General features: G+C 67.4%; 23 protein-coding genes, 1 tRNA gene and 1 pseudogene. 8 read left to right on the top strand and 17 right to left on the bottom strand.

The window, feature by feature from the left end; genetic code table 11:
* Positions 1-23: 23 nt before the first annotated feature.
* From ABH923_RS20330 to ABH923_RS20280, 11 genes and pseudogenes are all read right to left on the bottom strand, one after another.
* On the bottom strand, positions 24-1,118 hold the full coding sequence (locus ABH923_RS20330) for a D-alanine--D-alanine ligase family protein (protein WP_370057206.1): 1,095 nt from the start codon (positions 1,116-1,118) through the stop codon (positions 24-26).
* On the bottom strand, positions 1,015-2,172 hold the full coding sequence (locus ABH923_RS20325; RefSeq protein ID WP_370057205.1) for an NAD(P)H-dependent glycerol-3-phosphate dehydrogenase: 1,158 nt from the start codon (positions 2,170-2,172) through the stop codon (positions 1,015-1,017). The genes ABH923_RS20330 and ABH923_RS20325 overlap by 104 nt, the downstream gene beginning before the upstream one ends.
* Positions 2,165-2,980, bottom strand: a complete 816-nt coding sequence (locus ABH923_RS20320; protein WP_370057204.1) for a lysophospholipid acyltransferase family protein — start codon at positions 2,978-2,980, stop codon at positions 2,165-2,167. Before ABH923_RS20320 ends, ABH923_RS20325 begins: the two co-directional genes overlap by 8 nt.
* Before the next feature lie 19 nt (positions 2,981-2,999).
* Entirely contained in the window at positions 3,000-4,370 is a 1,371-nt protein-coding gene (gene murA, locus ABH923_RS20315) for a UDP-N-acetylglucosamine 1-carboxyvinyltransferase (RefSeq protein WP_370057203.1), read from the bottom strand.
* Complete coding sequence (gene leuD, locus ABH923_RS20310) at positions 4,367-4,966, bottom strand: 3-isopropylmalate dehydratase small subunit (protein WP_370057202.1); 600 nt, start codon at positions 4,964-4,966, stop codon at positions 4,367-4,369. Before leuD ends, murA begins: the two co-directional genes overlap by 4 nt.
* Positions 4,966-6,442: pseudogene (gene leuC, locus ABH923_RS20305) on the bottom strand (3-isopropylmalate dehydratase large subunit). Before leuC ends, leuD begins: the two are co-directional and overlap by 1 nt.
* Positions 6,443-6,606: 164 nt before the next feature.
* Complete coding sequence (locus ABH923_RS20300; protein ID WP_370057201.1) at positions 6,607-7,347, bottom strand: PP2C family serine/threonine-protein phosphatase; 741 nt, start codon at positions 7,345-7,347, stop codon at positions 6,607-6,609.
* Positions 7,344-8,414, bottom strand: a complete 1,071-nt coding sequence (locus ABH923_RS20295; protein WP_370057200.1) for a TerC family protein — start codon at positions 8,412-8,414, stop codon at positions 7,344-7,346. The genes ABH923_RS20300 and ABH923_RS20295 overlap by 4 nt, the downstream gene beginning before the upstream one ends.
* Positions 8,415-8,597: 183 nt before the next feature.
* Positions 8,598-9,401: an MBL fold metallo-hydrolase gene (locus ABH923_RS20290; RefSeq protein WP_370057199.1), complete on the bottom strand. Its 804-nt coding sequence runs from the start codon at positions 9,399-9,401 to the stop codon at positions 8,598-8,600.
* Between the two features lie 58 nt (positions 9,402-9,459).
* Positions 9,460-9,663, bottom strand: a complete 204-nt coding sequence (locus ABH923_RS20285) for a hypothetical protein (protein WP_370057198.1) — start codon at positions 9,661-9,663, stop codon at positions 9,460-9,462.
* A gap of 357 nt (positions 9,664-10,020) precedes the next feature.
* Complete coding sequence (locus tag ABH923_RS20280) at positions 10,021-10,941, bottom strand: TetR/AcrR family transcriptional regulator (RefSeq protein ID WP_370057197.1); 921 nt, start codon at positions 10,939-10,941, stop codon at positions 10,021-10,023.
* A 195-nt stretch (positions 10,942-11,136) separates the two neighbouring features.
* Between ABH923_RS20280 and ABH923_RS20275 the strand changes: the two genes are divergently transcribed.
* From ABH923_RS20275 to ABH923_RS20260, 4 genes are all read left to right on the top strand, one after another.
* Complete coding sequence (locus ABH923_RS20275) at positions 11,137-11,790, top strand: hypothetical protein (protein ID WP_370057196.1); 654 nt, start codon at positions 11,137-11,139, stop codon at positions 11,788-11,790.
* A 164-nt stretch (positions 11,791-11,954) separates the two neighbouring features.
* Entirely contained in the window at positions 11,955-12,503 is a 549-nt protein-coding gene (locus ABH923_RS20270) for a hypothetical protein (protein WP_370057195.1), read from the top strand.
* A 303-nt stretch (positions 12,504-12,806) separates the two neighbouring features.
* Positions 12,807-13,301, top strand: coding sequence for a hypothetical protein (locus ABH923_RS20265; RefSeq protein ID WP_370057194.1), 495 nt, complete (start codon positions 12,807-12,809; stop codon positions 13,299-13,301).
* Between the two features lie 227 nt (positions 13,302-13,528).
* The gene (locus tag ABH923_RS20260; RefSeq protein WP_370057193.1) at positions 13,529-14,053 is read left to right on the top strand and encodes a barstar family protein; all 525 of its coding nucleotides are present in this window, start codon (positions 13,529-13,531) and stop codon (positions 14,051-14,053) included.
* A gap of 57 nt (positions 14,054-14,110) precedes the next feature.
* Here the strand turns inward: ABH923_RS20260 and ABH923_RS20255 are convergent, their stop codons facing one another.
* Both ABH923_RS20255 and ABH923_RS20250 read right to left on the bottom strand, forming a co-directional pair.
* Positions 14,111-14,962 (bottom strand): hypothetical protein, encoded by an 852-nt coding sequence (locus tag ABH923_RS20255; RefSeq protein ID WP_370057192.1) that lies wholly within the window; start codon positions 14,960-14,962, stop codon positions 14,111-14,113.
* Positions 14,963-15,103: 141 nt separating this feature from the next.
* Positions 15,104-16,408: a hypothetical protein gene (locus ABH923_RS20250; protein ID WP_370057191.1), complete on the bottom strand. Its 1,305-nt coding sequence runs from the start codon at positions 16,406-16,408 to the stop codon at positions 15,104-15,106.
* Between the two features lie 416 nt (positions 16,409-16,824).
* On the opposite strand from ABH923_RS20250, the gene ABH923_RS20245 reads away from it, so the two are divergent.
* Positions 16,825-17,208 (top strand): hypothetical protein, encoded by a 384-nt coding sequence (locus ABH923_RS20245; protein ID WP_370057190.1) that lies wholly within the window; start codon positions 16,825-16,827, stop codon positions 17,206-17,208.
* Between the two features lie 547 nt (positions 17,209-17,755).
* Here ABH923_RS20245 and ABH923_RS20240 read toward each other — a convergent pair.
* Entirely contained in the window at positions 17,756-18,364 is a 609-nt protein-coding gene (locus ABH923_RS20240; protein WP_370057189.1) for a hypothetical protein, read from the bottom strand.
* Between the two features lie 197 nt (positions 18,365-18,561).
* Between ABH923_RS20240 and ABH923_RS20235 the strand changes: the two genes are divergently transcribed.
* Entirely contained in the window at positions 18,562-19,704 is a 1,143-nt protein-coding gene (locus tag ABH923_RS20235; RefSeq protein WP_370057188.1) for a tyrosine-type recombinase/integrase, read from the top strand.
* Positions 19,705-19,746: 42 nt separating this feature from the next.
* On the opposite strand, the gene ABH923_RS20230 is transcribed toward ABH923_RS20235, so the two are convergent.
* Both ABH923_RS20230 and ABH923_RS20225 read right to left on the bottom strand, forming a co-directional pair.
* Positions 19,747-19,822 (bottom strand) — tRNA-Glu (locus tag ABH923_RS20230).
* Between the two features lie 80 nt (positions 19,823-19,902).
* Positions 19,903-20,817, bottom strand: a complete 915-nt coding sequence (locus tag ABH923_RS20225) for a diacylglycerol kinase family protein (RefSeq protein WP_370057187.1) — start codon at positions 20,815-20,817, stop codon at positions 19,903-19,905.
* Between the two features lie 88 nt (positions 20,818-20,905).
* On the opposite strand from ABH923_RS20225, the gene ABH923_RS20220 reads away from it, so the two are divergent.
* Both ABH923_RS20220 and ABH923_RS20215 read left to right on the top strand, forming a co-directional pair.
* Complete coding sequence (locus ABH923_RS20220; RefSeq protein ID WP_370057186.1) at positions 20,906-21,544, top strand: MBL fold metallo-hydrolase; 639 nt, start codon at positions 20,906-20,908, stop codon at positions 21,542-21,544.
* Positions 21,541-22,941: a deoxyribodipyrimidine photo-lyase gene (locus ABH923_RS20215; protein ID WP_370057184.1), complete on the top strand. Its 1,401-nt coding sequence runs from the start codon at positions 21,541-21,543 to the stop codon at positions 22,939-22,941. Before ABH923_RS20220 ends, ABH923_RS20215 begins: the two co-directional genes overlap by 4 nt.
* Here ABH923_RS20215 and ABH923_RS20210 read toward each other — a convergent pair.
* Entirely contained in the window at positions 22,929-23,192 is a 264-nt protein-coding gene (locus ABH923_RS20210) for a hypothetical protein (RefSeq protein ID WP_370057183.1), read from the bottom strand. The two genes, ABH923_RS20215 and ABH923_RS20210, sit on opposite strands and share 13 nt — an antisense overlap.
* Between the last annotated feature and the right edge of the window lie 8 nt (positions 23,193-23,200).

Raw genomic sequence — 23,200 nt, 5'->3', positions numbered from 1 at the left:
ACGAATCGCGGCGCGACGCGTCGCTACGCGGCGCGCGCGAGGGCGACTTGGATGAGTTCGTCGATCAGCGCCGGGTACGACAGGCCCGACTCCTGCCAGCAGCGCGGGAACATCGAGATCGGGGTGAAGCCCGGCATGGTGTTGATCTCGTTCACCACGAAGCCGTCTTCGGTGAGGAAGAAGTCCACCCGCGACAGGCCCTCCGCACCGATGGCGTCGAACGCCCGCACGCCCAGGTCGCCCATCTCGGCCAGCTCGGCGTTGGTGAGGTCGGCCGGGCAGACCAGGTCGATCCCCGGCGCGTCCAGGTATTTGGCCGCGAAGTCGTAGAAGTCGCGGCCGGTGATGACGATCTCGCCGGCGACGGAGGCACGCGCGGGCTCGCCCGGACGGCCTCCCAGCACCGCGATCTCCACCTCGCGGCCGACCACCGCCGACTCGATGAGCACGCGGTCGTCCTCGGCGAGAGCGGTGTCGATCGCCGCGCCGAGGTCGTCCCACGACGTCACCTTGGACACGCCGACGCTGGACCCCGCGCGGGCGGGCTTGACGAACGCGGGCAGGCCGAGCAGTTCGGACTCCTGGCGCACGGTCTCCGGAGCAGTCGCCCACTGGTACGCGGTCACGGTCTGCCACGGCGCGACGGGGATGCCCGCCTGCTGCAGCACGGTCTTGGTGAAGTGCTTGTCCATCCCGAGCGCGCTCGCGAGCACGCCGCTGCCGACGTACGGGAGGCCGACGAGGTCGAGCATCCCCTGGACGGTGCCGTCCTCGCCCCACGGGCCGTGCAGGATCGGGAAGACGACGTCCACCGTGCCCAGCGACGAGCGGGTGCCGTCGGCGGCGACCACGGCCAGCTCGCGGGAGGCCGACGACTCCGGCCAGACGATGCGCGAGCCGTTGTCCTCCACCTCAGGGAGGACGTCGACGTTCAGCGCGAAGCGCGCCGCGTCGTCCGGCTGGAGTGTGAAGGCGCCCTCGTGGGTGATGCCGACAGGGATGACGTCGTAGCGCTCACGGTCGATCGCCGCCAGCACTCCCGCCGCCGTCGCGCAGCTGATCGAATGCTCGCTTGAGCGACCTCCAAACAGAAGTGCGACTGCGACCTTGTCCGTCATCCGTTGTCCTCTCTCCTTGGGGTTCATCGTCGTCGGTGGTCAGGTGCGGGGCGATGTCCCTCGGGGCGAGCGTGCCCGCGAGCACCTGGCTCACCTGGCGGACGATCGGCATGTCCACGCCGCGTTCCTCCGCCAGCCGCAGGATGGGCGCCACCGAGGCGAGCCCCTCCGCCGTCTGGTTCATCTGCTTCACGACGTCGTTGAAGCTGTAGCCCTGGCCGAGCAGCCGGCCAGCGGTGTTGTTGCGGCTGAGCGACGACTCGCACGTGGCGATCAGGTCGCCGAGGCCCGCGAGGCCGGAGAGCGTCACGGCCTCCGCCCCGTAGGCGACGGCGAAGTCGGTCATCTCGACCAGGCCGCGCGTGATGATCGACGCCTTCGTGTTCTCGCCGTAGCCGACGCCGTCCACGATCCCGATCGCGACCGCGATCAGGTTCTTGAGGACGCCGCCGAACTCCGTGCCGATCACGTCGGTGTTCACGAAGCTGCGGAAGTAGCGGTTGGTGGCGGCCATCGCAACCGCCTGGGCGGTCTCCAGGCTCACCGACGACACCACGGCGGCGGTCGGCTGCTCGCGCGCGATCTCCAGCGCGAGGTTGGGACCGGAGGCGACGGCGATCCGCTCGGCGTCGATCGGGAGTCCTTGCGCGATCACCTCGCTCATCCGCAGGCCGGTGCCCTTCTCGACGCCCTTCATGAGGCTGACGAGGATGGTCTCCGGACCGAGATGGGGTGCGATGGCCTCCAGGTTGGAGCGCAGCGTCTGGCTCGGGATCGACACGAACACCTGCTCGGCGCCGCGCATCGCCTCGCCCAGATGGGAGGTCGCGTGCAGGTTGCGTGGGAGGTTGATGCCCTCCAGGTAGTCGCTGTTGCGCTTCACCTCCTCGATCTCGCGTGCGAGCTCCGGGCGACGCGCCCAGAGGACGACGTCGTTGCCGCCGTCGGCCAGGATCTTGGCGAAGGTCGTCCCCCAGCTTCCGGCGCCGAGCACGGCGACGCGGCGGGGAGGAGTGGTCGGTGGTGCGGCCGTCCGGCCTTTCCTGTCAGCCATCGAAGCGGCCGGTCTCCTTCTGGTTGTGCGCCGCCGGGTCCCAACGGGCCTCCGGCGCCTTCTCGCCGCGCAGGTCCGCCAGCAGTGCGGTGATGGCGGCCATGATCACGTCGGTCGCCTCGGTGAGGGTCGCCTGGTCGAGACTGCGGCCCTTGAACGCCGAAAGATCGACGGGGTCGCCGACCTTGACCTCGATGGTCTTGCGCGGGAAGAAGCTGATCTTCTTCGCGTAGCGCGCCATGACCTGCTGGGTGCCCCAGTGCGCCATCGGGATCACCGGGAGGTCGTGCTCCAGCGCCATGCGGGCCGCGCCGGTCTTGCCGCGCATCGGCCACATGTCGGGGTCGCGGGTGAGCGAACCCTCCGGGTAGATGATGACGACCTTGCCGTCGTCGACGATCTTCTGCGCCTCGGCCAGCGGTGCGGCGCCGCGCCCGGAACCGCCGCGCGCCACCGGGACCTGCCCGGACTTGCGCAGGAACCAGCCGGCGACGGGGATGCGGAACAGGCTCTCCTTGGCGAGGAACCGCGGCAGCCTGCCGAGCTTCCAGACCACCATGCCGATCATCACCGGGTCGATCTCGCTGTAGTGGTTCGGCGAGATGATGTACGCGCCGTGCCGCGGGAGCTTTTGACCGTCGGTGATCCGGAACCGGGCGAGCAGGCTCCCCAGCGGGATGATCAGGCCGGCCAGCACCCAGAAGATCGAGGGCCGGCTCTTCTCCGAGCGCTCCCTCTTCGCGGAGTGCTCGGAATTCTGGGAGTGCTCGGACGCAGGCGGGTTCACGGGTTCATCGGGATGGGGCACCATCCCATTATCGCGGGCCTCACCCCGCGAGGACGAAGTCCGCTCCGAGCAGTTCGAGCTTGGTGATGAACTTCTCGTACCCGCGGCTGATGATGCCGACGTTGCTGACGGTCGACTGGCCCTCCGCCGACAGGGCGGCGATGAGGTGGCTGAAGCCGCCGCGCAGGTCCGGGATCTCCACGTCGGCGCCGGTCAGCGCCACCGGGCCCATGATGACCGCGGAGTGGTTGAAGTTGCGCTGGCCGAAGCGGCAGTCGTGGCCGCCGAGGCACTCCTTGTGGACCTGGATCTTCGCGCCCATGTCGATGAGCGCGTCGGTGAAGCCGAAACGCTGCTCGTAGACGGTCTCGTGGACGATCGACACGCCCTCCGCCTTGGTCAGCGCGACCACAAGCGGCTGCTGCCAGTCGGTCATGAAGCCGGGGTGCACGTCGGTCTCGATCACGACGGGCTTCAGCGGTCCACCGGGGTGGAAGAAGCGGATGCCGTCGTCGTGGATCTCGAACGCGCCGCCGACCTTGCGGAAGACGTTGAGGAAGGTCAGCATCTCGGGCTGGCGGGCGCCGCCGACGTAGATGTCGCCGCTGGTCGCGAGGGCCGCAGCGGCCCAGCTCGCGGCCTCGTTGCGGTCGAACAGCGCGGTGTGGCTGTAGCCGACGAGCTTGTCGACGCCCTCGATGCGGATCACGCGGTCGGTGTCGACCGAGATGATCGCGCCCATCTTCTGGAGGACGTTGATCAGGTCCATGATCTCGGGCTCGATCGCCGCGCCCTTGAGCTCGGTGATGCCCTCCGCGCGGACGGCGGTGAGCAGCACCTGCTCGGTAGCGCCGACGCTCGGGTACGGGAGCTCGAGCTTGGCGCCGTGCAGGCCCTCGGGGGCCGTCATCCGGATTCCGCTCGGGAGCTTGTCGACCACGGCGCCGAACTTGCGCAGCACCTCCAGGTGGTAGTCGATCGGGCGGTCGCCGATGCGGCAGCCGCCGAGGTCGGGGATGAACGCCTCGCCCAGCCGGTGCAGCAGCGGACCGCAGAACAGGATCGGGATGCGGCTCGACCCGGCGTGCGCGTCGATGTCGGCCATGTGGGCCGTCTCGACCGCGCTGGGGTCGAGCAGGAGCTCGCCTTCCTCCGCGCCGTCGGTCACCTTCACGCCGTGGACCTCGAGGAGGCCGCGGACGACCCGGACATCGCTGATGTTCGGGACGTTCCGCAGCACGCTCGGGCCCTCGCCCAGGATGGCGGCGACCATCGCCTTGGTGACGAAGTTCTTGGCTCCGCGCACCTCGATGCGGCCCCGCAGAGGGATACCGCCGTTGATCGTGATGCGGTCGGCCGTGAGACCGACGTGCGCGCCTGCCGCCTGAGCGTCCTGAAGAAGTGAGTTCAAAGTTTCACCGGGAGTGTCTTGGGCCGCCAGCTTGCGCGGGCGGCTTCGTATTCGGAGATTCGCGCCTCGTCGCGCAGGGTCAGAGCGATGTCGTCCAACCCTTCGAGCAAACGCCAGCGAGTGTAGTCGTCGATGTCGAAAGACACCTGGACCTCACCGACGGTCGCAGTCTTGGCAACCAGATCCACGGTCGCCGCTATTCCCGGCTCGGCCTCGATGGCCGCCCAGAGTCGCTCGGCGTCCTCCTCGGAGATGATGCCCGTGAGCAGGCCCTGCTTGCCCGAGTTGCCCCGGAAGATGTCCGCGAACCGGGGGCTCAGGACGACCTTGAAGCCGTAGTCCCGCAGCGCCCAGACAGCGTGCTCGCGCGAAGACCCGGTGCCGAAGTCGGCGCCGGCGACGAGCACGCTCGCGCCCTGGTACGCCTCGTTGTTGAGGATGAACTCAGGATCCTTGCGCCACTCGTGGAAGAGCGCGTCGTCGAAGCCGGTCTTGGTGACCCGCTTGAGGAACACGGCGGGGATGATCTGGTCCGTGTCCACGTTGGACCGGCGGAACGGCACGGCCACACCGGTGACGGTCTCGAACTTCTCCATCAGGCGCCCACCTTCTCTCCGGACGGCACTGATCCATCGGGAGATGGGGCGTCGTCGTGCTCCAGGTCCCACGGGCTGGACAGTGTGCCGCGGATGGCCGTGGCCGCCGCGACCAGCGGCGACACCAGGTGGGTGCGGCCGCCCTTGCCCTGCCGGCCCTCGAAGTTGCGGTTCGAGGTGGAGGCGCAGCGCTCCCCCGGCGCGAGCTGGTCGGGGTTCATGCCCAGACACATCGAGCAGCCCGCGAACCGCCACTCGGCGCCGAACTCCTCGACGATCTTGTCGATGCCCTCGGCCTCGGCCTCGATGCGCACGCGGGCGCTGCCGGGGACGACCATCACGCGAACGTTGTCGGCCTTCTTCTGACCCTTGATGACGGAGGCGAAGGCCCGGAGGTCCTCGATGCGGCTGTTGGTGCAGGAGCCCATGAACACCGCGTCGACCGGGATGCTCTTCATCGGCGTCCCCGGGGCCCAGGTCCATGTACTCCAGCGCGCGCTCGGCGGCGGCGCGAGCGTTGGGCTCGGCGATCGCCGCCGGGTCCGGGACGGACTCGCTCAGCGAGACGCCCTGGCCGGGGTTGGTGCCCCAGGTCACGAACGGCTCGATCGCGGCGGCGTCGAGGTAGACCTCGGCGTCGAAGACCGCGTCGTCGTCCGTGGCGAGCGTGTCCCAGTAGGCGACGGCTTCGTCCCAGTCGGCGCCCTCCGGCGCGTGCGGACGACCCTTCAGGTAGGCGTAGGTGGTCTCGTCCGGCGCGACCATGCCGGCGCGGGCGCCGGCCTCGATCGACATGTTGCAGATCGTCATGCGGCCCTCCATCGAGAGGGCGCGGATGGCGCTCCCGCGGTACTCGAGCACGTAGCCCTGGCCGCCGCCTGTGCCGATCTTCGCGATGACCGCGAGGATGATGTCCTTCGCCGTCACGCCGGGGCGCAGCTCGCCCTCGACGGTGATGGCCATGGTCTTGAACGCCTTGAGCGGCAGGGTCTGCGTGGCGAGCACGTGCTCGACCTCGCTGGTGCCGATCCCGAACGCCATCGCGCCGAACGCACCGTGCGTGGAGGTGTGCGAGTCGCCGCAGACGACCGTGATGCCCGGCATGGTGAGGCCGAGCTGCGGGCCGACGACGTGCACGATGCCCTGCTCGATGTCGCCGAGCGAGTGCAGCCGGACGCCGAACTCCTCGGCGTTGCGGCGCAGCGTCTCGATCTGCGTGCGGCTGGTCAGGTCGGCGATCGGCCGGTCGATGCCGATGGTCGGCGTGTTGTGGTCCTCGGTCGCGATCGTGAGGTCGGGGCGGCGGACCGGGCGCCCGGCCATGCGCAGGCCGTCGAACGCCTGCGGGCTTGTCACTTCGTGGACCAGGTGGAGGTCGATGTAGATGAGGTCGGGCGTGCCGTCCTCACCCTTCACGACCAGGTGGTCTCGCCACACCTTCTCCGCCAGGGTCAGCGGACTGTGCTGCGTCGTCATCTCGGTACTCCTTGAGCTTCGTTCACGGTTCAGCCGTCGACGGACTCCGCGGCGAGGGTGGCCTGAGGATTAGGACTCGCCGCGGCGGCTAAGAAGGAGCAGACCCGCGAACACGGATTCAGATTATCACCCGAGTTGGGGACAGGGCCGACGGCTCGCGGCCGTCAGGCGCGGTCCGCCACCTGGCGGACGACGAGCACCGTGACGTTGTCGTGGCCGCCCGCCGCGACGGCGGCCTCCACCAGCACGGCGGCCGGATCGGCGGGGTCGCCGGCCAGCAGCTCCGCGATGGTCTCGTCGCTCAGCTCCCGGGTGAGTCCGTCGGAGCAGACCAGGAAGGTCCTGGCGTCGTCCAGCGGGAGCAGCTCGCTGTCGGTGTCGACGAAGTCCTCCGCGCCGAGCGCGCGGGTGATCACGTTGCGCTCCGGGTGCACGGCCGCCTGCTCGCGGGTGATCAGGCCGGCGTCGAGCAGCTCCTGCACGGCCGAGTGGTCGGACGAGAGCTGGCGCAGCTCGCGCTCATCCCAGGCATAGACCCGGGAGTCGCCGACGTTGACGACCATCCACTCCTCGTCGGCCCGTTCCGGGACACGCACGCGCACCACGCCGGTGAGCGTGGTCCCCGCGACGGCCGCACCGGTCTCCTCGGCGTCGGACAGCGCGCGCACGGCGGCGTTCGCCTCGTCGATCGCGGTGATGACCTCCTCCGGCGTCGGCGTGACGCCTGCGGGGAGTGTGCGGGCGAGGCTCTCGATCGCCGTCCGGCTCGCGACGTCGCCGCGCGCGTGACCGCCCATCCCGTCCGCGACCACGAACACCGGGTCCTGCGCGAGGTAGCTGTCCTCGTTGATCTGCCTGACCGCTCCGGTGTCGCTTCTGGCGCTCACCTCGACGCGGGAAGTCATGTGCGTGGGTCCTCCGGGGAGTTCGCGGCCGGGGCGGCCTCTGCGGTCGTCGTCGCCGGGTCGTCATCCCCGTGGATGGCGTCCTCGACGGTGGTGCCGCTCAGGTGCAGCCTCACCAGACTAGCGACGGTCGCGACCACCATCGCACCGACGATCACCGCGAGCGAGGTCCAGGTGCTGATATCGGGCGCCCATTCGATGTGCTCGCCGCCGTTGATGAACGGGAGTGTGTTCTCGTGCATGGCGTGGAAGACCAGCTTGACGCCGATGAACGCGAGGATGAACGCGATCCCGTACTTGAGGTAGACCAGCTTCTCCAGCAGGTGCCCGAGCAGGAAGTAGAGCTGGCGCAGCCCCATCAGGGCGAAGACGTTCGCGGTGAACACGATGAACGGGCTCTGCGTGATGCCGAAGATCGCCGGGATGGAGTCGAGCGCGAACAGCAGGTCGGTGGTGCCGAGCGCCAGGAAGACGATGATCAGCGGCGTGAACATCCGCTTGCCGTTCACCGTGGTGCGCAGCTTGTTGCCCTCGTACTGGTCGGAGACCTTGAGCCGGCGCCGCGCGAAGCGGATGAGCAGGCCGTCCTTCGTGCCCTCGTCGTCGTGCGTGCCGAACGCCTGGTTGAACGCCGTCCAGAGCAGGAAGGCGCCGAACAGATAGAAGATCGCGCTGAAGCTCGCGATGAGGCCGGCGCCGAGCAGGATGAACACGCCGCGGAAGACCAGCGCCAGGATGATGCCCACCATGAGCACCTCCTGCTGGTACTTCCTGGGCACCGCGAACCTGCCCATGATGATCACGAACACGAACAGGTTGTCGATGCTCAGGCTGTACTCGGTGAGCCAGCCGGCGAGGAACTGACCGGCGTGCTCGGCGTCGCCGATCAGCAGCATCAGCAGCGCGAAGACGAGCGCGAGGCCGACGTAGAAGGCCACCCAGAGCGCGGACTCCCGCGGGCTCGGGATGTGCGGCCGCTTGTAGACGATCAGGAGGTCGAAGGCGAGGATCAGCAGCAGGACGACGAAGCTGCCGACCTCGAACCAGAGCGGGAGGGCGAGTTCCACGGGAGGAGACCTTTCGAAGGGCGTACGGGACGGACCCGAAAGTCTCTCCCGCACATCCGTGCCGCTGTGCCCGGGCCCGAGTGGACCGTGATGACGTTCACAGCGCGAGGCCGCCTGGCCTCTTCGGGATACTCCCCTTCGCGAGCACCCAGTCTACCGGGTCGGGCGGCTGCATTCCCTCCGCTACCGCTGCGCGAGCAGCCCCGCCTGCCGCTCGTGCACGCCGGCCACCCAGTCGTAGACGGCGTCCGGGCCGAGCCGCGGGTCGTTCGCCGGGTGCTCGCCGGCGCGCAGCGCGAGCAGATAGGCGCGGTCGAGCTCGACACGGTCGCGGAGGCCGTCCGGTCCCGTGACCGAGCCGTGGCCGGGGATGACCGTCCCGACGCTGTCGGCGATGCTCTCGATGAGCGTCAGGGCGGCGAGGTAGTCCTCGACCGGGTCCTCCGCCCTGTGGTCGACCAGCGGCACCAGCACGTCGGACAGGAGGTCCCCTGCGACGAGGATACCGCTCTCCTCGATCAACAGCGCCGCGTGGCCGGCCGCATGGGCGCGGTGCTCGACGACGCGGACGCGGGGGCCGTCCCACGGGATCCACTCGGCGCCGTCCGGGAGGCCGGTGAGCTCGCCGAAGAGGGTGAGCGGAACGCGCTCGGCGATGTCGGCCGGGATCATCGGAGCGACCCGCTCCCGCCACGCCTCGTTCGCGAGGAAGACCTCGATCGCACCGGCCCCGCGCGCCGTCGCGAAGCGGGGCGCCGTGCCGAACGCGGGATGCCAGAGCACATGATCCCAGTGCGGGTGCGTGGCGAAGCCGGCCGCGACCGGCGTGCCGGACGCACGCAGGTCGGCCGCGATTTCGCCCAGCTCATCGTCGAGGATGCCGGGATCGACCAGCAGCGCACCGGCGTCGCCGTCGACCACGACGGTGTTGGTCTGGCAGAACTCGCTCTGGTGGACGCGCACGCCCTCGACGACCGGACTCAGCATGGTGGCGACGGTAGCAGAGACGACCGTCGGAGCGTGATGAGGTCGGCGGCGCTCGAACTCAATCGTGCCGCTGGAGGAGCAACTCGGCCGCGGCTTGGTCCCACAAGTCGAAGGTTCCGGCTGTGTGCGCGGATCCGTGCCTCCGGCCCGCGGACGCGATGAAGCAGTGCTCAGCGCGGGTGACGTATCCGATGATCGAGCCGCCGAGCCTGATCTCGTCGGTCTCCGCGCGGATCCGGCTCACGTCGAGGATGACGCTCACGATGGTGTCGTCCGCACCGATCAGGCGGATCCGACTCGCGTGGGTGAGAGGCGTCCCGGGCGCGCCGCCGGCGACAGGAGGTGGCGTTCGCCCTGACCGAGCGAGTGTGTAGTGGCGGGGAGTTCCTGCCTCCGCCTTCAGTGTGGTGTGCATGACGAATCATCTGCCAGAGACTCGAGCGTCTCGTCGCGAGGGCGATGGTGGGCGCGAATGGAGGATCCCGCAGGACGCCGAACGGTCGGCACCGGCGACCAGATGGGGAGAGAGAGAACCATGGCGTCTCGTGGACGCTCCACCCAGTTTAAGTTCGCTCCGCCGCGGCTACAAGCGTCGACAGGTGGTTCTAGCCGTCGTCGCTCAGCCGACCGCCCAGCGCGGGTCGAGCTGGTGCGCCGCTGCTTCGTGCGCCTCCTCGTTCTGCGCCTCCTGGGCCGCCAGCCGATGCCGGGCGATGAGTGCGCGCCCCATCGACTGCGCCCGCCTCGCCGCGGCTCCGTCCCCCTCCACGGCGTTGATGATCGCGCCTTTCATCAGGATGTGCCACGAGTAGGCGAACTCCTCCGGCTCGGCCAGGCCGGCCTCCGTCGCGAGTCCCGACACCAGGCCGCGGATGTACGTGAGGTGCTCGACGCTTGCGCGACCGAGAGGGTGGTCCTTGCCCATCTCGAGCAGGACGTTGACGAACATGCACGCCTCGTAGTCGCTGCGGTGGAACCATTCGTCGAACACATCGAAGATCGCCAGCAGCTGCTCCTCGGGCCGGTCGGAGCGCGCCCGAACGCCGGCGCGGACCAGACCGATGGTCCAATCGCGCTCGCGCCGCTTCAGGCACGCCTCCGCCAGAGCCTCGAGCGACGCGAACTCGCCGTCGAGCTCCGACGCCGTGACAGCGGCGGCCTCCAGCACCTGCTCGCGGGTGACTTCGTGGACGGCGAGGTGCGCGAAGAGACCGTAGGCGGCCGAGACGATTCGCTCCGGGAGGTCGTTCACGGTGGGTCCGTTCCCGGTCGTCGGCGAAGCGGAGGCTTCGAGGTCCCGGACCACGATGGGCGTGGCGCCGGTGATGTGCAGCAATTCGACCCCGTCCGAGTGGGAGAGCACGGTCAGCGGGCATCCCGCGCTCGTGGCGTTGACGCGCGCGGCCCGGACGAAGATCTCCCCCATCGAGCGGGTCGCCCGAAGCGTTCGCCCGTTGACCAGCACCTCGATCGGAAATGCCCGACCCCGAGCGACTTCGTCGGGGCTCCGCTCGTCGATCACGGGACTGGACAACGTCATACTCGGACCCCCAGGTCGGTTCGCATCTCCGCCGCACACACCCTCCGTGAGCGACCGAGTTAAAGGTTGAATGATGCAAACGTTTGACCGAAAGCCGATATCCGTGGATTTCGCTGCGTATTCCCTTTCAGGACCCTGCTGGGATACTGAACCATCGTCATTGAACTTCTATTGTCGTTCGACTAGAGTTGTTCAATGCAGTTGAGCGTGTCCGAATTCGCCGAGGCCCGCGGGGTCTCGCGGCAGCGCGCGCTCGCCCTCATCAACTCCGGGCAGGTCAAGGCGAAGCGCATCGGCCACTCCTGGGCGATCGATCAGCTGGAGGTCAACCAGCGGCCGGCGATCAGCCGCCCGTTGAGCCCAAGGATGGCCCGCCTGCTCATCGCTGCGATGTCCAGCGAACCGGCCGAACTCGACTCGCAGGAGCGCTACTTCCTCGGTCGCTACGTTGAACGCCTTCGAAGCGATCCGTCCCCCCTGGGCCTGTTGCATTCGTGGTTGCGTTCTCGGCAGATCCGGGTAGTGGATGTGGCCGCCAACCCCGCCGACATTGCGGACGTCTCCTCCGACCGACGAGCCATCGCATCGGGCATCAGCGACGCCCGGGCCGGCCTGTCGGCGGCTCGCGAGTTCGAGGGCTACGTCGCTGCTTCCGCGCTCGATGGATTCCTTCGCGACAACCTCCTCATCGAGTCTGATGCGCCGAACGTCCACCTCCACGTGGTCGAGCAGCTGCCCGCCGCGCCCATCCCTGTGGGATTCGTGATCGCGGACCTGATCGACTGGAACCGCCCTCGCGAAGACGGTCGCGCCCGTGAACTCCTAGAGGCCGTTCAGTGGCCGCGCTAGAACTCCCGGCGATGACTCCGAGGCAAGAGGCCTCATGGCGCGGGATCATCGCAGTGGCGCGTCGCGTTCCGAGCGGATGGTGCCTTGTCGGCGGCCAGATGGTCCAGTTGTGGTGCTGGGAGCGCGAGGTGGAGCCGGTACGCCCCACCGACGACGGTGACGCTGTGCTCGACATCCGGGCGCATCCGGACATAATGATGCAGTTCACTCAGGCTCTGGTCGACTCGGGATTCGAGCCGGACGGCCGAGACTGGCAGGGTCACCAGCATCGCTGGGTGAACCAGGACCGCGGCCAGATCGACATTCTGCTCCCCGAAGGCATCGGCCTGCGGGCGAAGCGGGTCGGGATCCGCGGCGGCACGACTCTGGAGACTCCCGGCGCGCAGAATGTGCTCCACCGCGCCGAGCCGTTCGAGGTCTCGCTGCAGGGCCAAGCCGCGACGATCTTCCGCCCGGCCTTGCAAGGCGCACTGATCGCCAAGGCGTATGCATATGGCCTCGTCAACGATTCGTTGCGTCAGCGGCACCTACAGGACTTCGCCGTGCTCTGCTCGATGATCCGAATCTCCGATCGCGTCGGGGACGGACTCCGACGCAAAGAGCGCAACAAACTGTTCATGGCCTACTCCGCCGCGATCACGGACCCACTGGCGGTCAGCATCGATGACGGAAACGGACTTCGGAGGCTCGCTGCGGCGACCTGGGATGCGTAGCACCGTACCGTCATCGGCACATGAAAAAAGCCCGCCTCCCCAGTGTTTCCGGGGAGGCGGGCTGTTGGTGACCCCAGCGGGATTTGAACCCGCGTTACCGCCGTGAGAGGGCGAAAGGAACGCACCATACCTGCGCGGTTTGGCCCGCAATCCCAATGAAATGGCGGAATTCGAGATCTCCGGAGATCACGATAACTGCACGAGATTCATTTGGTTTGTTGCCATTTTGTTGTCACTCCCCATGGTGTACCCCGCGTAAGTTCGCGCAAGGTTGCACGTGACGAACGGCCGCTTACGTATTCGTTGCTCGCGCCGAAGCCCGTCGTCGGCCACGATGTCGTCATGCAACGACGACGATGGGTCATCACTGCGGTGACCGTGTTGACGGCTGGCGCAGCGATTGGCGCCGTCGCGTTAGTGGCACATGCTCAGTCGACCGGCATCATTCCACTCCCGATGGCGTGCCTGCCCGCACCGTTGCACCTGGAGCCGGGCGTCGCGCATCCAGGGGACGAGGTGGTGCTCTCCAGTGACGCCGCCGCGTGCCGCCTCGCCTACTCGCCGGCTCACACTTACCAAGTCGTGCTGCAGCATCGGGACGTGCGAACAGTGCCTCAACGCGTCGAGGTGGCGCCGGACGGCCGTTTCGAGGCGCACATCACCGTTCCGGCCTCCTTCCCGCCAGGGGATGCGGTGATCTCGGTCACGGGCAGCCCCTACGACGAATGCGACGACGAAGCCTCGTGCGCAGGCTATTGGAAGCAGCTCGTCGTCGAGTGGCGCCCGACACCGTGGTGAATTGGCGGTGCCGGCTCCCCGAAGCGGGCTGCGACTCCCGAGTTGAGATCGTCGGGTGGGTCCGCCCCAACGCCCGATGATGGCGAGTTGAGAGGCCGTGTCAAGGGCGCTGCGCGTCGCTGCGCGATGCAGCGGAGCCGCACCCTTGACTCGATCTCTCAGCGCGCCAGTATCCCTTGGGCGGGGCGGACCGGAAGTCGGACCGTTCGACCGCTACGTTTCTTCACGTGGCGGTATGGAACACGGACAACCAGGACCCCGGATTCAATCTGGTGCAGAACGGCTTCGTCTCGAAGTTTCGATCGCGGAACATCCTGGACGACGCAATCTGGACCCTCCAAGCGGCTGGCTATCGAATCGTCCGACTGGACGCCGGATCGTGGACTGACGAAAGCGCGCTGCACCAGTCGTTCTCGACGGCGCTACAGTTTCCGGACTACTACGGACGAAACCTCAACGCGTTGGACGACTGTTTCGGCGACGTCGCCGACCTCGACTACGGATGGGCAGAGCACGAAACGGGTTTGGTCATTGTGGTCGACAATTTCGATCACTTCCATTCAGCGATGCCAGACCTCGCGGTCACCATTCTGGTCATCAACGGTGCCGCTTTGCGGGGTGCGTTGCTCGGCAACCGGGTTCTGTGCTTGGTCCGCTCAGATGATCCGTTGCTAGAACCAGGTCCCATCGGCGGCTACACGCCGGAGTGGAATCCGCGCGAGTGGCGCACCGCCGACCGACTGGATCAATAACAATCGAAGCGCCGAGCATGTCGATTCCAGACGCCCAATAGGTCCGACACCATCACTTCAGGGATAGTCAGGTTCGCGAATGGCGTGCCCTTCAACGCCCGGCGCGGTGAGGAGAGCGCGAACGAGTTCCGCCGAGCCAGCGACCACTGTGTAGGGCGCATCTACCTCGATCGACAGGCACCAGGCTTCGTCAGCAGGCCAGACCAGCTGCGGCATCGTCCCGCCCATGCCGCCGGGAACCCAACCGAGCCCCGACGCGTAGACCCACTCCGGATCCGCTAGCGAAGTCAACGTCGTCGAACCGAGCACGTATCTCCGATCGGGTAGCTCGAGGAGCGGCCGGCTGAACTGCGGAACCATTCCAGTTCGCTGATATCGCGAAAACGCCGAGCGGCCGAACTCATCCAGCTCGATCAGACGAGGGTCGGTCGCCATCCGCTCCGCAGCCATCGGGTCCGGAACGGGGTCGGTCGGCGCATCGTCGTCGTCCCACGTCGTTCGGTACAGCGTTGTGCCCGATCCGCCAAAGCCCCACCCTTCCCAGACTCCCAACGTGATGTCGTCGGGGCGGGACGTATGCCCAGCCAACGTCGGCACGATGGATGCAAGGAAGCCCGGGTCGATCTGCCCATCAATCGGACACCCGACAGACCATCCATCCGGCCACTCCTCCTTCGCACCGCCCGCAGTGATGTCCGACCACTCGCTCGTGGCGTCCATAACCACGTCGTTCCTAGCTGCTACGTCCTCCCACCGCCACATTTCGATGGTCTCGTCAGCTTCGCGGAATGCGAAGACCGGGTGCAGGATGCGCGCATAGGCCAGCATGCCTGAGGGCACCATCATTCCGAGTTGTGGAATGCGGCCTTGAAGCCACCGGCCGCGGGCGGGATCAACAAACCAGTCCATTCGACGATGATGACAGCTTCCGCGTCAGCGAACGGGGTTCAAAGCCTCGCCCGATGTTCTCTCATCACGAATCGCGTAGACATCGCGAACGGAGGGACAGACCGAGCACCGGGAGATGGTGCAGGTCGCCGGCGATCAGGGTTACGGCCTCACGTATCCATTCGCTTGTCCGATCGCCACGCAGTCGCGGACGGACTGACAAGCCACGCCGTTCAACGTTCCACTCTTGATCCCCGTTGGAAATGCGGGGGTCGTCGCCTTCCATGAGTTGTCTGCATAGATCTCAACTAGCGGAAAGGAAGTCCCGTCGACAGAGTTGCCCTCGTATCCACCTACGGCCGCGCAAAGGGACGTTGACGCGCAGGCGACCGTTTGAGGATTGCCGAGCTTCAGCGCCCTATCGCCGGGATCCGCGTCCGCAGACGTCATCCCCCAGGGCGTCCCTGTGCCGAGGTATCCGCCTCCGTCCTCGGGCGCTCCGCTGAATGCACAGAGTTGGGATGAACAGCCCATCGCATGGAACTGGGACCCCGAAGGGAGATCACGAACGGAGGTCGACCCGTCTGAACCGAGCGTCACCAGGGCGTTACCCTCGTCCTTCTCAGCAAGCGCCTGGCAGGGGGCGGCGTCGATGCACGAGAGATCGTCGAACGTCAGCAGCCCCGGCTCCTTCGTCACTCGCCACCGACCCCCAGCCGACACGGCCGACCATGCGTGCAGCGAATCACCCAGCGCGTTGCTGGCGCTCCCGACGATCACACAGGACGCCGGCGACGTGCAGCTGAGCTCGTCCACTTGCGACCCATAGCCGGACGGCAGACCGAGTTCGGGACTCGGCACTGTCGTCCAGCGCTCGCCGTCGAACCGGACAAGTTCAAACGCGTCCTTCTCGAACTCACCGCCGACGTCGAAGTAGATGCTTATCGCCGCCATGCAGCCAGTGGTCGACCAGCAGGACAGCGCGACCCCGCCTTGCTCCTCCGGCCCGGAAGCAAGCTCGTCCGCCGCCTCGGCCGCCCCGGCGACCGGAATCACGACAGCCGGACCGGACTCACGCTCGAATCCCGTCGAGGAGAAATGCCACACGTGCTTGGCGTCCTGGAACTCGGCGACGGCGAGGCACGCCCGATTAATGCAGCCGACTGTAGCGACACCGGAGAGCGAATCGCTTGCCGGTTTGGCACCGACCGGCAGAGGAACAGTCTCCGGCGCCCACGCGTGACCACGTCGCTTCACCAGAAGTGGTCGATAGCCTTCGTGGGCGGTGGTGTCGCTTCCGTAAGCGACACAGTCGCCTTCCTGTGGGCAGACGACACCGTTGAACGTGGCGCTGCGTGCGGTGTCCCCTGAGGGGACTGGACTGTTCGAGTCCCAGAGGACAGAGACCGTCGGCGGCGTTGTTGCGAGCGGAAGACTCGTGCATCCTGCGAGGGTCGCGCCGATCATGACGGCAGCGGGAACCACAATCCACCGCGCCAGACTCGACCTCACCGTGGTGGTCGAGCCAGAAGCCCGACGACGTCCGAGCCACTTCTCCACATGTTCTCCATCCCCAACGAGTCGGTTCACGCTACTGGGATTGACCCGGCGCGCGCTCGCGGTTCGAGCCAAAATCATTCTCTGGAATGAGAGCGGTGCGTTGAGCGGAGGACAACGAGGAGACAGGCCGATAGACGAGACCAATGAATAGAAGCCAGAACCGAGAGAAGACCGAGGGATGAATAATCAACAGAGATACAAGCCAAGGAGAGATACACGAGCAAGGCCGAGACGTAGAAGCCAAAGCGAATGCACGCAGGCACTTTAAGTGGACCTCTTCGACGGCCCAGTGAATGACAGGGGTCGCGTGTAAACCCGGTTGCATGGCAAATCGGGGGAAATCAACCAGAACGAGGCGGCGCGAGGCGTCCTACGCGCGGCTACGTGAAGCGCACGATGCCGCCGCAGTCCGGCACGCCGAAGACCTCGAATGGGAGGCCGCAGAGCGGCACGCCGCCGACGCGATTTTGGAGCTGCGGGGCAAATGGGGCACGCGCGCCGACGCCCTCAAACGCCTGCACGACGTTTCGCGGACCATCGATCGACTCCGCGACGAGCAGAACTCGGCACTTCTCGAGCGGGACGAATTGATTGCCCAGCTTCGCGAGCTGGGCGAGAGCTGGAACTCGCTTGCAGCCCGGACAGGCCTCAGCCGGCAAGCGCTGTCCAAGCGGAAGTCTGGACCAGACGAATCGGCGGAGACTTAGCGACTGACGTCAAGTCGGGCCGAGCCGTCCGCGGCGGGCCGTCGGAACGAGCCAAGCAGGCACGCCACGCTAAGGAGAACGCCACCGGCGAAGTCGCAGAGACGGCAAACACCGCCGAGTACATCCGCGAGACCCGGCGGGAAGTCGCTCCAAGCGAACACCCCAGCCCCGCCAGATGAGAGCCAATCTGTGCCGAGTTGCAGCGTGGTGACTGTGACATCACCTGCAACATAAGCTCCCGCCAAAATGGAGGCCGCAACGACAAGGTGGCGAACAGTCGGGGGTCCCAAGCGGCGCGAAACAGCGAGCGCGTCTGGAAGCGCACGGCGAAGGATCGCCAAACCAACCGCGGCGCAGGCGAATGCGAGGAAGCAGACGAAGGACAGCCGGATGAGATAAATGTCGGCGATCAACGCTAATGAGACTGCCGGTCGGATATCACGCGGCAAGTCGTTCCACGGCACAAGTGGCGGCAAGAAGGCCACGAGAAATATCGTCGCCGAGATTGCGGCGGCGATCACGACTCGTTGTGATCGGCTGCTTCGCGTCATGCGTCAGCCTCTCGCGGTTCGAAGGATCCTGCCAACGGCCCCGGCTGGTCATTCCCGTCTGGCGCAGGGCTGGTAAGCGAGCCGATAGTGGCCGCAATGCACACGAACAGAGCGCAGGCGGCAAGGAACACGTAGCTCGAGTAGTAGGCGACCTCGAGCAGGCCTTCGGGAAGGCCGGTACCGCTTGCCCCCAACCATCCGGAGTCCCCGCCGAATGCAAAAGTCTGCCCGAAGAACGTGGGGCCTGCCGAGCCATCGATTAGCAGCGAGATGCCAGCAGAAACAGCCGCGCCGACCGCGAGTAGTTTGACCGCTCTCCCCCCTCGGCCATGCACCTGTGGGCTGTGCGGGAGTGCCCGCTCTCGGGAGAGAACCGGACCGAGTCCGAGCGCAAGCGTGCCCGCTGCGGCGAGCGCGAACGCCAGAACAAACGCCAGTTGCGAGAGCCTGATCCCTGCGGCAAACAGAACCTCAATGATCACACGCAAGGCCGGCGGCCCGGCTACGTACGGATCTACGAACTCGGTGAGGCAGAAAAGCGCGATTCCAACACCACCCGAAGAGACCGCAAAGACGAATAGTCGTCGCGGTGACAAGGCCCACATGAGCCTTGATCCTACGGTGATCCCCGACTCACCTCCCGGCAGCAAACGGTCGCCGAGTGTCGCAGGCGATTACACGGGGCCTCGTCAGATGGAGGACCGATGAGTTGAGAAGGCCTTCGGCTCACACACTACGCACCACCGTTGGGAGCGCCCGGATTTTGTCGGAGGCTCGGTGCAGTCTTTTCCAAGGGGGCGTCGTGGGAAGCATTGAGCCGTACGAGACAACCAAAGGCCGGCGATATCGGGTGCTCTACCGACGACCCGACCATCTGCAGACATCGAAACGTGGGTTCCGGACCAAGTTCGACGCCCAGATCTTCCTCGCGTCGGTCGAGGTGGATAAGGCCACCGGGCGTTACGTTGATCCCGCCAAGAGCCGGACAACCGTTGTGAACTGGATGAGTCGATGGCTCGCGAGCAGGTCCGACCTCCGCGCCACGACGCGGACCCGGGTCGAGGGGATCATCGCCAACTACATCGAGCCGGACCTCGGACGAATTCCGATCGGGAATCTGACTCGGCTTCGCGTACAGGAGTGGGCTGCGGAATTGCCCGGCTCCCCCGAGACCATACGCAAGGTCGTAAATGTGCTCAGCGGGGCTCTGCAGCTCGCTGTGGACGACGGACGGCTTCCAGCCAACCCCGCAGTCAAGCTCAAACTCCCGAAGCGCGTACGGGCGATCAAGCGATATCTCACCCATGATCAGGTCGCTGCGCTCGCTCAGGCCGTTGGGGACCGCTCCAAGGGCTCCCAACACGGATACGACGTCCTCGTGCTCACACTGGCGTACTGCGGGCTGCGCTGGGGCGAACTAGCAGGACTCAGGGTGCGAGACATCGACTTCGCGCGGAAGCGACTCGCGGTCCAGCAGACGGTCGTGGCCGACAAGGGCTACCAGCGCATCGAGCCGCCCAAGGACTACGAGCATCGCTCGATCCCCATTCCTGCCTTCTTGGTCGGCGCGCTCAGGGCGCAGACGATCGGCCGCAGCGGAGACGATCCGGTGTTCTATGGCAGTCGAACGAAGATCTGGCTACGGAATCACACGTTCCGAAACGGCTGGTTCGATCCCGCGGCGGCCGCTATTGGGCTCGAATCGCTTACTCCCCATGAACTGCGTCACACCGCAGCGAGCCTCGCTGTATCCGCCGGCGCAAACGTCAAAGCGGTCCAGCGGATGCTCGGCCACGCGTCGGCGAGCATCACCCTCGATGTCTACGCCGACCTCTTCGAAGATGACCTGGATGCTGTTGCCGTCGCACTTGATGACGCAGCTATGAAATCAAATGTTGCCAAAGTGTTGCCACAGACCCGGTTTTCGCCACCGGCGGGCGGGTAAGGAAAAAGCCCGCTTCCCTTGAAAATCAAGGGAAGCGGGCTGTGGTGACCCCAGCGGGATTTGAACCCGCGTTACCGCCGTGAGAGGGCGACGTCCTAGGCCGCTAGACGATGGGGCCGTCTTTGCAACTCATCGATAATGCCACAGAACGGGGCCGTGCGCCAAAACGGGGCCGACATCCCGGGAGTGTCGCAGCCGTCAGACGAGGACGCGGAGTGCGCCGGGGACGACGGTGACCTCTACGGGGAGCGGGCCGATCCGCTCGCCGTCGGCGTACGCGACGACGCCCTCGGCTTCGATCCGCACCGTGCTGAGGCTGCGGAAGGACACCTCCGGCAGATCCGTGTGCTCGCCGCGGAACACCTTCGGGAAGAGCCGGAGGAAGCGCGGGCGGGACATCTTCGTCACCACGAACAGGTCGAAGCGGCCATCGGAGAGGTCGGCGTGCGGGACGATGCGCATGCCGCCGCCGAGGGAGCGGTTGTTCGCGACGGACACGAGCATCGCCTCGGTGTCGACCTCCTCGCCGTCCACGACGATGCGGTACGGACGGGGGTGCAGGACGGCCAGCTCGCGGAGCAGCGCGAAGACGTATCGGCTGCGGCCGCGCGGGCGCGTCATCAGGTTGGCGCGCTCGTTCACGGTCGCGTCGAAGCCCGCGGAGAGCACGCAACCGAACCAGGTGCTGAGTTCGCCGTGCTGCTCGCCGTGCCTGATCAGCCCGGCGTCGATCGTGCGCGGCGGGCGTCCGAGCGCCTCCAGCAACTGCTCGGTCGCGGCGTCGGCGTCGTCGGTGGGAATGCCGAGGCCGTCGGCGAGGTCGTTGCCGGTGCCGCTGGGGACGATCCCGAGCGGGACCTCCGTCTGGGCGACGATGTTGATGCCGAGGTTCGCCATGCCGTCTCCCCCGACGACCACGAGCGCGTCGGCGCCGGACTCGACGGCGCGGATCGTCTCCCGGCGGAGCAGCTCGATGTTGGCCTCGTCCACCGGGATCACCGTGTGGCCGGCGGCGCGCAGCCGCTCGACGACGCGCGGCCCGACGTCGCGGCGCCGCCCGAAGGACGCCATCGGGTTGACCGCGACGACCACGGTCCGAGGGGTGACAGACATAGACCACGACTATGGCATAGCCGCCGTCCTCGAGCGCGCGACACGGCCGGACCTGGCGCGCGCCGCCCGGTGGAGGTTTGATGAACCCATGAGACTGACGAAGTTCGAACACGCCGCCCTGCTCCTGGAGGAGTCCGGGAAGAAGCTCTTCATCGACCCGGGCAGCTTCACCTCGCCGCTGACGGACACCGCCAACACCGTGGGCGTCGTCATCACGCACGAGCACGCCGACCATTGGACCCCCGAGCAGCTCAAGCGGGTGCTGGAGCTGAACCCGGAGGCGCCGATCTTCGCCCCGGAAGGCGTGGCCAGAGCCGCCGCGGACTTCGACGTCACGGTGGTGCACGCGGGCGACACGGTGGAGGCCGGCCCGTTCACCCTCCGCTTCTTCGGCGGCCGGCACGCCGTCATCCACGAGAGCATCCCGGTGGTCGACAACCTCGGTGTGCTGGTCAACGACGAGCTCTACTACGCGGGCGACTCGTTCGTCATCCCGGACGGCGTCGAGGTCGATGTGCTGGCGGTGCCCGCCGGCGCGCCGTGGATGAAGGTGGCGGAGACGATGGACTACGTGCTCGCGACCAAGCCGAAGCGCAGCTTCCCCACCCACGAGATGGTGCTGTCGCGCGCGGGCAAGGACCTCTCGAACGGCCGGATCGCGTGGGCGACCGAGCAGAACGGCGGCGAGTTCTTCGCGCTCGAACCGGGCGACTCGCTCGACCTGTGAGCGCGGCTCCCGACTCCCGACCGGCCGTCGTCTGGTTCCGGGACGACCTCCGCCTCGCCGACAATCCGGCGCTCGACGCCGCGGCGCACACGGGCCGACCCGTCATCTGCGTCTTCGTCTGGGACGACCGGTCCCCCGGCCTGCGCCCACCCGGAGGCGCCGCCCGGTGGTGGCTGCACCACAGCCTCGCCTCCCTCGACGCCGACCTGCGCGAGCGCGGCTCGCGGCTCGTCGTCCTCCGCGGAGCGGCCGAACCGACGATCGCCGCGCTCCTGGCCGACGTGGACGCTGCCGCCGTCTTCTGGAACCGTCGCTACGGCGGCCCGGAGCGGCGGATCGACACCGCCGTGAAGACCGCGGCGCGGGCGGCGGGGATCGAGGCGGAGAGCTTCGGCGCGAGCCTGCTCTTCGAGCCGTGGACGATCCGCACCGGCTCCGGGACGCCGTTCTCGGTCTTCACACCGTTCTGGCGGGCGTGCCGGTCGGCCCCGCCTCCGCGCATGCCGCTCGTCGCTCCGGCCCACCTGATGCCCGCCCCGGCCGTCGACGGCCTCGCGATCGACGACCTCGGCCTCCTGCCCACTCACCCGGACTGGGCGGCCGGCCTCCGCGACACCTGGGAGCCGGGCGAACGGGCAGCCCATGCCGCCCTGGACGACTTCGCCGCCGGGGCCCTCGCCCAGTACCGCGAGGACAGGGACGTTCCGGGCGTCGACGGCACCTCCCGGCTGTCCCCTCGCCTGCGCTGGGGCGAGCTGAGCCCGCACCAGGTCTGGCACACGATCACCGCCGCGCGCGACGCCCGCCCGCGCGACGGCGCCCTGGCCGAGGCCGCCGCCACCTACCTCTCCGAGCTCGGCTGGCGCGAGTTCGCCTATCACACGCTCTTCGAGCACCCCGACCTCGCCACCGTGAACATCCATCGCGCGTACGACTCCTTCCCCTGGCCGCGCCTGCACCCGTCCGTGCTGACCGCGTGGCACCAGGGTCGCACCGGCGTCCCCCTCGTGGACGCGGGGATGCGAGAACTGTGGACAACCGGATCCATGCACAACCGGGTGCGGATGGTCGTGGCGTCGTTCCTCACCAAGAACCTCCTGATCGACTGGCGGCGCGGCGAGCAGTGGTTCTGGGACACGCTGGTGGACGCCGACCCCGCGAGCAACCCGTTCAACTGGCAGTGGGTCGCCGGCTCAGGCGCGGACGCCGCGCCCTACTTCCGCGTGTTCAACCCCGAACTGCAGCGGACGAAGTTCGACCGGCACGGCGACTACGTGCGGCGCTGGGTGCCGGAGTGGGACACGGCCGACTATCCCGAGCCGGTCGTCGACCTCCCCGAGTCGCGGCGGGCGGCGCTCGCGGCCTACGAGACCGTCAAGAGCGCTCAGCGCGCGTGATCGGCGAGGATCTGGTCCACGTCGATCTGCTGCAGCAGCGCCGGCCAGTCCAGCCCCCGCGCGACGTCGGCCAGCTCCTCGTCGGCCAGCACCTTGCCGCTGCGCTCCACGACGATCCCCGCCGGCAGCTTGCGGTTCAGCTCGGCCAGGATGGCGTCGTCCACCGCCTCGGTGTCGAAGTCGGCGCCGACCTGCGCGTAGTAGTCGGAGGACAGCGTGTAGGAGACGATCCCGGTCTCGATCTGGCTCATGTGCCGCA

Source organism: Leifsonia sp. EB41 (genome assembly GCF_041262565.1).
Classification (GTDB): domain Bacteria; phylum Actinomycetota; class Actinomycetes; order Actinomycetales; family Microbacteriaceae; genus Leifsonia.
The sequence above is the reverse complement of the archived record's forward strand: the minus strand, read 5'-3'. Positions and strand labels throughout refer to the sequence as shown.